Consider the following 7,384-nt stretch of genomic DNA (forward strand, 5'->3'; position numbering starts at 1 on the left):
ACCGAGGAAGCGACAGAACCGTCGTCGCACGACAACGGTTCTGTCGCTTCCTCGGTCGCCCATCAGCCCGCGCCCGCAACGAACGACACCGCCGTCGTCGTGCGACAACGGTTCTGTCGCTTCCTCGGTCGCCCATCTGCCCGCGCCCGCAACGAACGACACCGCCGTCGTCGTGCGACAACGGTTCTGTCGCTTCCTCGGTCGCCCATCTGACCGCGCCCGCAACGAACGACACCGCCGTCGTCGTGCGACAACGGCACGGTCGTCCGACAGCGGCACCCGAGCGCGCACGGTCGTCCGACAGCGGCACCCGAGCGCGCACGACCGTCCGACAGCGGCACCCGAGAGCGCACGACCGTCCGACAGCGGCGCCCATCCGAGCACGTCCGGCCGACCAGCTCCCGACCGAGCACGACCGGCACGCCGCCGAGCACTCATGCACGTGTGCCCCGGTCGGATCCAGGGGGTCCGGCCGGGGCGCAGGCGTGCCCGACAGCCTCAGCGAGCGGGCGCTGCAGGCTCCTCGCGCACGACGTCGGCGGCCGCGAACGGAAGGTCCCCGAGGTCGAGGTTCGGGTTCGTGTCCTGCGTCTGCACGAGCTCGCGCGCCTCGGCCTCCGTCTCGACCGCGGGCATCGAGCCCGGAAGCGGCCGCTGCGACGACTCCTTCATGCAGAACACCCCGACGGCCCCGAGCGCGCTCATCGCCATGAGGAAGTACGCCGGCGCGAGCTGGTCGCCCGTCCAGGTCAGCAGCGCCTGCACGATCAGCGGGGTCGTCCCGCCGAAGACCGCGATCGCGATGTTGTACGCGAAGCCCATCGCGCCGTAGCGGGTCGAGGTCGGGAACAGGGCGGGCAGCGAGGCGGCCTGGTTCGAGACCCACAGGGCGGTCATGAGCGCCAGCAGGGCGAGGCCGAGCAGCGTCGACCACTGTGCACCGTGCGCGATGAGGAGGAACGCCGGCACGACGAGGACCACGGTGGTCGCCGCCCCGATCCACATCACGACCCGTCGGCCCAGGCGGTCCGAGAGCCGACCGGTGAGCGGGAGCATGACCGCCAGGAGCACGAGGACGGGGATGGTGAGGAGCGTGCCGTTCAGCGCCGAGTAGCCGAGCGAGTCGGTCAGGTACGTCGGCATGTACGAGGTCAGCGCGTACCCGACCGTGTTCGAGGCCGCGACGAGCATGATCGCGATGAGGATCGGACGCCAGTGGTCGCGCACCATGGCCCACACGCTGGTCGGACGGGCACCGGTCGCGTCGGCGCGGGCTTCGGCCGAGGCCTCCTGCGCAGCCTGGGTGGCCTGGAACACGGGCGACTCCTCGATGCGCAGGCGGAAGTAGATCGCCACGACACCGATCAGCCCGGCGAGCAGGAACGGCACGCGCCAGCCCCAGGACGTCATCGTGGCCTCGCCCAGCGTGAGCTGGAGCACGGTCACCACCGTGGCGCCGAGCGCGAAGCCCATGTAGCTGCCGAAGTCGAGGATGCTCGCGAAGAACCCACGGCGGCGGTCCGGGGCGTACTCGGTCACGAAGGTCGTGGCGCCGGCGTACTCACCACCGGTCGAGAAGCCCTGCAGGAGCTTGAGCACGACGAGGACGACGGGCGCGAGGGCACCGATGGTCGCGTAGGCGGGGAGCACCCCGATGAGGAACGTCGAGGTCGCCATCAGGATGAGCGTCGTCGCGAGCACGCGCTGCCGACCGAGCCGGTCCCCCAGACGCCCGAACACGATCCCCCCGAGCGGCCGGGCGATGTACGTCGCCGCGAACACGCCGAGGCTGAAGAGGATCTGCACCGCGGGCTCCGCGGTCGGCAGGAAGACCTTCCCCATCGTGACGGCCAGGTACCCGTACACCCCGACGTCGTACCACTCCATCGTGTTGCCGACCACCATGCCGCCGACGGCTCGGCGCATCATGCTCTTGTCGACCACGGTGACGTCGCTCACACGGAGTCGACGTCGCTGCTCGGTACTGCTGGGGTCGGATCCCATCGGTTCCTCTCTCGGGGACGGCAGGGCCGTCGAACGGCCGGACGGGCCGCGGGGGTCGGTTGGACAGCCAGCGACGTTACCGAGCCACCGACATGTCACTGTGTGGGCATTCACAGGGAACGGCGTGTTCCCCGGACTGGGGTCGCCGCTGCTTCCCCGCCCCTGTGCGGATCCGCGGAACCTGAATCACGACCCGGTAACGTTCGGTCGTGGCGATCGAACCCGAGACGAAGAACTGGACGTGGGTCATCACCGCGACGTGCCCCGAGTGCGGCTTCGACGGCCGCGCGGTGTCCGTCCGCGACGTCCCCGGCATCATCACGGAGAACACGGCCGCTTGGCCCGCCGTCCTGGAGCGCGAGGACGTCCGCGTCCGCCCGGACGACCACACGTGGTCGCCGCTCGAGTACGCCGCGCACGTCCGCGACGTGCACCGGAAGATGACCGAGCGGCTCGCGCTCGTGCTCGAGCAGGACGAACCGACGTTCCCGAACTGGGACCAGGACGCCACCGCGGTCGAGGACGACTACGCCGCACAGGACCCGGCGACGGTCGCCCACGAGCTCGTCGACGCCGGCCGGCGAGCGGCCGAGGCGTTCGCGGCGGTCCGCGACGCGGACCTCGACCGGACCGGGCTGCGCTCGGACGGCAGCGCGTTCACGGTCGCGACCCTCGCGACCTACTTCGCGCACGACCCGGTGCACCACCTCTGGGACGTGCGGCGCAGGTCGTAGTCGACCCGTGCCTCCCGGCCTGGAGGCACGTGGCGCGTGAGCGGCGACGGCCGCGTCGACCGGCCGGTCACCACCCCGCGTGCGCCGCCGGACGGGCGCGCGCCGATCAGGCGAGCGCGTCGAGGAGGGCGCGCGCCGTCGGCGCGTCCGTCACGAGCTCGTTGACGAGCCGCCCACGGACGGCGCCGATGATGCTCGCGACCTTCGCCTCGCCGACCGCGACGCCGACGGCGTGCGGGACGGCCGCCAGCACCTCGCGCGAGGTCCGGACCATGCGATCGCTGCCCGGGAACTCGATCGCGGACCCGTCCGCGGCGAAGAAGTTCAGGCACACGTCGCCCGCGGCGAGGTCGAACGCCTCGTCCTCGACCGGGATGCCCCTGGCGATCGCGTCCCGGGTGGCCGTCGGAGCACCGATCCCGAGCACCGCACCCTTCGCACTCCCCCAGAGTCCGACGACGTGCTGGAACGCCGGGTCCTCGTCGAGGGTCGCACGCATCGCGGGTGACGGGATCGCCTGGGCGAACAGGAACGCGGGGATCGCCCCGGAGTGCTCGGCCGCCGTCCGCGTGATCTCGTTCGTCTGGAACCACGGCATCGGGTCCGCCTGACCTCCGACGGTGGGGACGAGCTGGACGCCGGACAGCCGCGGCATCCCCGCCTGGGCGACGTCGTACACGGTCCGCCCGGACGACATCAGCACGGCGTCCCCGGGAGCGAGCCCCATGCCCTCGAAGGCCGTGGCGACGGGTCCGGCGAGGTCGACGCCGAGCGTCGCGGGGTGGGTGACCGCGGCGAGGTGCACGGCCTGCAACCCGAGCACGACCTGCAGGCGCTCCGCGAGGGCGACGGTCTCGTCCTGGAAAGGGTCGACGACCTCGATGCGGACGAGGCCCGCTCGGCGGGCCTCGGCGACGAGCCGGCTGACGGTCGGCCGGGAGACCCCGAGCCGTGCCGCGATCTCGACCTGTGTGGCGTCCTCGAGGTAGTACATCCGTGCCGCCTGGTACACGGTGTCGAGCGGGAACCGCGAGCGTCCGGCCTCCGTCGGTGCGGCGGGGGTGTCGGAGGACATGTGGCATCGCCTTTCGGAGCGTCGCCGACACCGGTCGACGAGCGATCGGTTCGCGCGGACACCGCGATCGTATCCCCGGCCCCACCGAGCCCGGCCGGTGCCACCGGCGGGTCGCAGCGCGCGGGTGCGAAATGGTGAAATTGTGTTCTGGACAAACGTTCCGCGGGTGTAAGGTCGAACCCGATCGCAGACCACCAGGACACAGGAGTCGAGGATGTCGACGACGACACAGCGTGCGACGAGCGCGCGCACACCGCAGCGCACCGAGGGTCGGCTGGACCGGATGGGGATCCCGAGGCCGCTCGCGCTCGGGTTCGTCGCGGTCCTCGTCTTCATGACGGGCAACGGCGTCGAGTCGAACTTCATCACACCGCACATGGTGGCCGTTCTCGGCAGCCCCGAGACGACGGTCGCGACCATCGTGACGTTCTACAGCCTCGCGGCGCTCATCGGGTCCTACGTGTCCGGCGCCCTGTCCGACCTCGTCGGGCCGCGTCGGGTGATGGTGCTCGGGTTCGCCGTCTGGGTGGTCTTCGAGGTGCTGTTCCTCATCGCCCTCGCGGTCGGGAGCGTCCCCTTCGCGGCCGTGTCGTACGCGCTCCGCGGGTTCGGCTACCCGTTGTTCGCGTTCGCGTTCCTGGTCTGGGTGAACATCACCACGCCCGTCGAACGGAACGGCTCCGCCGTCGGCTGGTTCTACGTCGCGTTCACCGGCGGCCTCCCGACGCTCGGGTCGCTCTTCGCCATCGGCGCGATCCCGCTCTTCGGCGGTGGTACCGGTGGAGAGACCGGCGCGATGATCGCATCCGTCGGGCTCGTCCTGATCGGCTTCCTCGTCATGCTCTTCGGCGTCCGGCTCCCGAACGGGTTCAGCCGGATCGCTCCGGAGGGCGAGAGCACCTGGCGTGTCCTGACGAGCGGCGTGCGCCTCACCGTGACCCGACCGAAGGTCCTCATGGGCTTCCTCGTCCGACTGATCAACACCGCCCCGGAGTTCGGGATGTTCGTCGTCCTGCCCGCCGTGATCGCCCAGGACCGTGGCTGGGGCCAGGGCCGCTGGCTCCTCATGACCGTCTGCGTCTACGCCACCAACATCCTCGTGAACGCCCTGTTCGGGTGGGTCGGCGACCGCATCGGCTGGCAGCGCACCGTCAAGTGGTTCGGCATCGTCGGGTCCGCGACGGGCCTCGTCGCGTGGTGGTACGTGCCGCAGCTCGTGCCCGCCGGGTCGGACTGGGGCTACGTGCTCTCCGTCGTCGCCGGCTGCGTGTTCGGCTGCCTCCTCGCCGGGTTCGTGCCGATGGGCGCGATCATGCCCGCGCTCGCCCCCGACCACAAGGGCGCCGCGATGGCCATGTACACGACGGCGGCCGGCGGCGCCGCGTTCCTCGGCACCGGCGTCGTCGCAGCGGTGTTCGCACTCGGCGGCGGCGGCCAGGCGGTCACCTGGACCTTCGTCGGCCTCTACGCCTGCGCGTTCGTGATGATCCACTTCCTGCGCGTCCCACAGGGCGACCGGACCCACTGACCCCGGGCGGCGGCGGCCGTCCCGTCGCCGCTCGGTCCCCCATCGACCACCACTGACAGGACTCCACCACGATGACGACCATCCACGACGACCCCGAGGACTTCGCCGAGGACCAGCTGGCAGGCTGGACCGCCCTCTACGCCGATCGCGTCCGTGCCGTCCACGGCGGCGTCGTGACGCTGCCGACCGCGGACGCGGCTCCGCAGGTCGCCGTCGTCGTCGGCGGCGGCTCCGGGCACTACCCGGCCTTCTGCGGGGTGGTCGGCCCGGGCTTCGCCACCGGCGCGGTCGTCGGCAACGTCTTCACCTCGCCGTCGACCGCACAGGTGTACGCGGTCGCGAAGGCCGCTGACCAGGGCCGAGGCGTCGTGCTCACGTTCGGGAACTACGCCGGTGACGTGATGAACTTCGGGATCGCGGCCGAGCGCCTCAACGCCGAGGGCATCCCGACGCGCATCGTGGTCGTGACCGACGACGTCGCCAGCGCCGACGAGCCGTCGCAGCGCCGTGGCATCGCCGGTGACTTCTCGGTCTTCAAGGCGATGGGGGCCGCCGCGGCCGCCGGGGCGTCGTTGGACGAGGTCGAGCGCGTCGGCAACGCCGCCAACGCCGCCACCCGGACCATCGGCGTCGCGTTCTCGGGCTGCACGATGCCGGGCGGCGGCGAACCGCTCTTCACCGTCCCGGAGGGCCACCTCGGGCTCGGACTCGGCATCCATGGCGAGCCGGGCATCGAGGACGTCCCCCTGCTGCCGGCGCGCGAGCTCGCGACGCTGCTCGTCGAGCGGCTGCTGACCGAGCGGCCCGGGTCCGCGACCCGCGTCGCCCCGATCCTGAACGGGCTCGGCGACACCAAGTACGAGGAGCTCTTCCTGCTCTGGGGCCGGGTGCTCCCGCTGCTGACCGAGGCCGGCCTCGAGGTCGTCGAGCCCGAGGTCGGCGAGCTCGTCACCAGCCTGGACATGGGCGGCTGCTCGCTGACCCTGCAGTGGCTCGACGACGAGCTCGAGCGGTACTGGCGCGCGGACGCCTACACGCCGGCGTACCGCAAGGTGGCGGCGCCGGTCGCCGCGCTCGTCCCGGCCGACGCGGTGGAGGACGCCGCGGCGGAGGCGACCGAGGTGCCGGACGCGACCACCGCCTCCCGGCAGGCCGCTGCGACAGCGCGCGCCGCGTTCGACGCGGTCGACGCGCTGCTCCGCGAGCACGAGGAGGAGCTCGGTCGCATCGACGCCGTCGCCGGCGACGGCGACCACGGCCGCGGCATGGTCAAGGGTTCGGGAGCGGCCCGCCGGGCCGTCGAACGGATCGACCGGGAGGCGGGGGTCGCCTTCGTCCTCGGACGCGCCGGTGACGCGTGGGCCGAGTACGCGGGCGGGACCTCCGGGGTCCTCTGGGGAGCAGCGCTCGAGGCGTTCGGACGGTCACTGCGCGACGACCGCGACGAGTACCGCCCCGCGGACGTCGTCGACGCCGCGCAGGCCTTCGCCGACGCGATCGTCCACCTCGGCCGCGCAGCACGCGGCGACAAGACGCTCCTCGATGCCCTCCTCCCCTTCGTCGACGCCCTCCGTGAGGGCGTCGACGAGGGGCAGGACACCGCGACCGCGTGGCGCGCTGCCGCAGCGGTCGCCGTCGCCGAGGCAGCCGCCACCGCCGACCTGCGTCCCCGCGTCGGACGAGCGCGGCCGCTCGCCGAGAAGAGCATCGGCACGCCCGACGCCGGCGCGACGTCGATGGGCTTGATCCTCACCCGTGTCGGCGAGGTCCTCGCCGACCGTGCAGACCGACAGGAAGGAACACACGCATGACCCACCGACTCGTGATCGGCTCGGACGATGCCGGGTACGACTACAAGGAGATCATCAAGCGCGACCTGCTCGCCGACGACCGGGTGGCGTCCGTCGAGGACGTCGGCGTCGACGCGGACGGGCACACCGCGTACCCGCACGTGGCCGTGGACGCGGCGCGGATGGTCGCGGACGGCCGTGCGGACCGGGCGGTCCTGGTGTGCGGCACCGGGCTCGGGGTCGCGATCAGCGC

The 7,384-nt window shown here is 72.1% G+C and carries 6 protein-coding genes; 4 read left to right on the forward strand and 2 right to left on the reverse strand.

From position 1 onward, the window contains the following. Window positions 1–498: 498 nt before the first annotated feature. On the reverse strand, window positions 499–2,004 hold the full coding sequence (locus NS184_RS16480; protein WP_058727167.1) for an MFS transporter: 1,506 nt from the start codon (window positions 2,002–2,004) through the stop codon (window positions 499–501). Window positions 2,005–2,213: 209 nt separating this feature from the next. On the opposite strand from NS184_RS16480, the gene NS184_RS16485 reads away from it, so the two are divergent. Beyond that, window positions 2,214–2,738: a DinB family protein gene (locus tag NS184_RS16485; protein WP_058727168.1), complete on the forward strand. Its 525-nt coding sequence runs from the start codon at window positions 2,214–2,216 to the stop codon at window positions 2,736–2,738. Window positions 2,739–2,844: 106 nt separating this feature from the next. On the opposite strand, the gene NS184_RS16490 is transcribed toward NS184_RS16485, so the two are convergent. Further along, window positions 2,845–3,813, reverse strand: coding sequence for a sugar-binding transcriptional regulator (locus NS184_RS16490; protein ID WP_058727169.1), 969 nt, complete (start codon window positions 3,811–3,813; stop codon window positions 2,845–2,847). Window positions 3,814–4,027: 214 nt separating this feature from the next. Between NS184_RS16490 and NS184_RS16495 the strand changes: the two genes are divergently transcribed. The 3 genes from NS184_RS16495 to NS184_RS16505 all read left to right on the forward strand — a co-directional run. Continuing rightward, complete coding sequence (locus NS184_RS16495; RefSeq protein WP_207644020.1) at window positions 4,028–5,341, forward strand: RbtT/DalT/CsbX family MFS transporter; 1,314 nt, start codon at window positions 4,028–4,030, stop codon at window positions 5,339–5,341. A gap of 71 nt (window positions 5,342–5,412) precedes the next feature. Beyond that, window positions 5,413–7,152, forward strand: coding sequence for a dihydroxyacetone kinase family protein (locus NS184_RS16500; RefSeq protein ID WP_058727170.1), 1,740 nt, complete (start codon window positions 5,413–5,415; stop codon window positions 7,150–7,152). Beyond that, a partial coding sequence (locus NS184_RS16505; RefSeq protein ID WP_193750533.1) for an RpiB/LacA/LacB family sugar-phosphate isomerase occupies window positions 7,149–7,384 on the forward strand: 236 nt, incomplete at its 3' end. The genes NS184_RS16500 and NS184_RS16505, both read left to right, overlap by 4 nt.

The organism is Curtobacterium luteum, assembly GCF_001475545.1.
In the GTDB taxonomy this organism is placed as follows: domain Bacteria; phylum Actinomycetota; class Actinomycetes; order Actinomycetales; family Microbacteriaceae; genus Curtobacterium; species Curtobacterium luteum_A.

Coding starts and splice junctions, on each gene's coding strand:
- NS184_RS16495 (WP_207644020.1), top strand. CDS start 4,028: ATGTCGACGACGACACAGCGTGCGACGAGCGCGCGCACACCGCAGCGC.
- NS184_RS16480 (WP_058727167.1), bottom strand. CDS start 2,004: ATGGGATCCGACCCCAGCAGTACCGAGCAGCGACGTCGACTCCGTGTG.
- NS184_RS16490 (WP_058727169.1), bottom strand. CDS start 3,813: ATGTCCTCCGACACCCCCGCCGCACCGACGGAGGCCGGACGCTCGCGG.
- NS184_RS16500 (WP_058727170.1), top strand. CDS start 5,413: ATGACGACCATCCACGACGACCCCGAGGACTTCGCCGAGGACCAGCTG.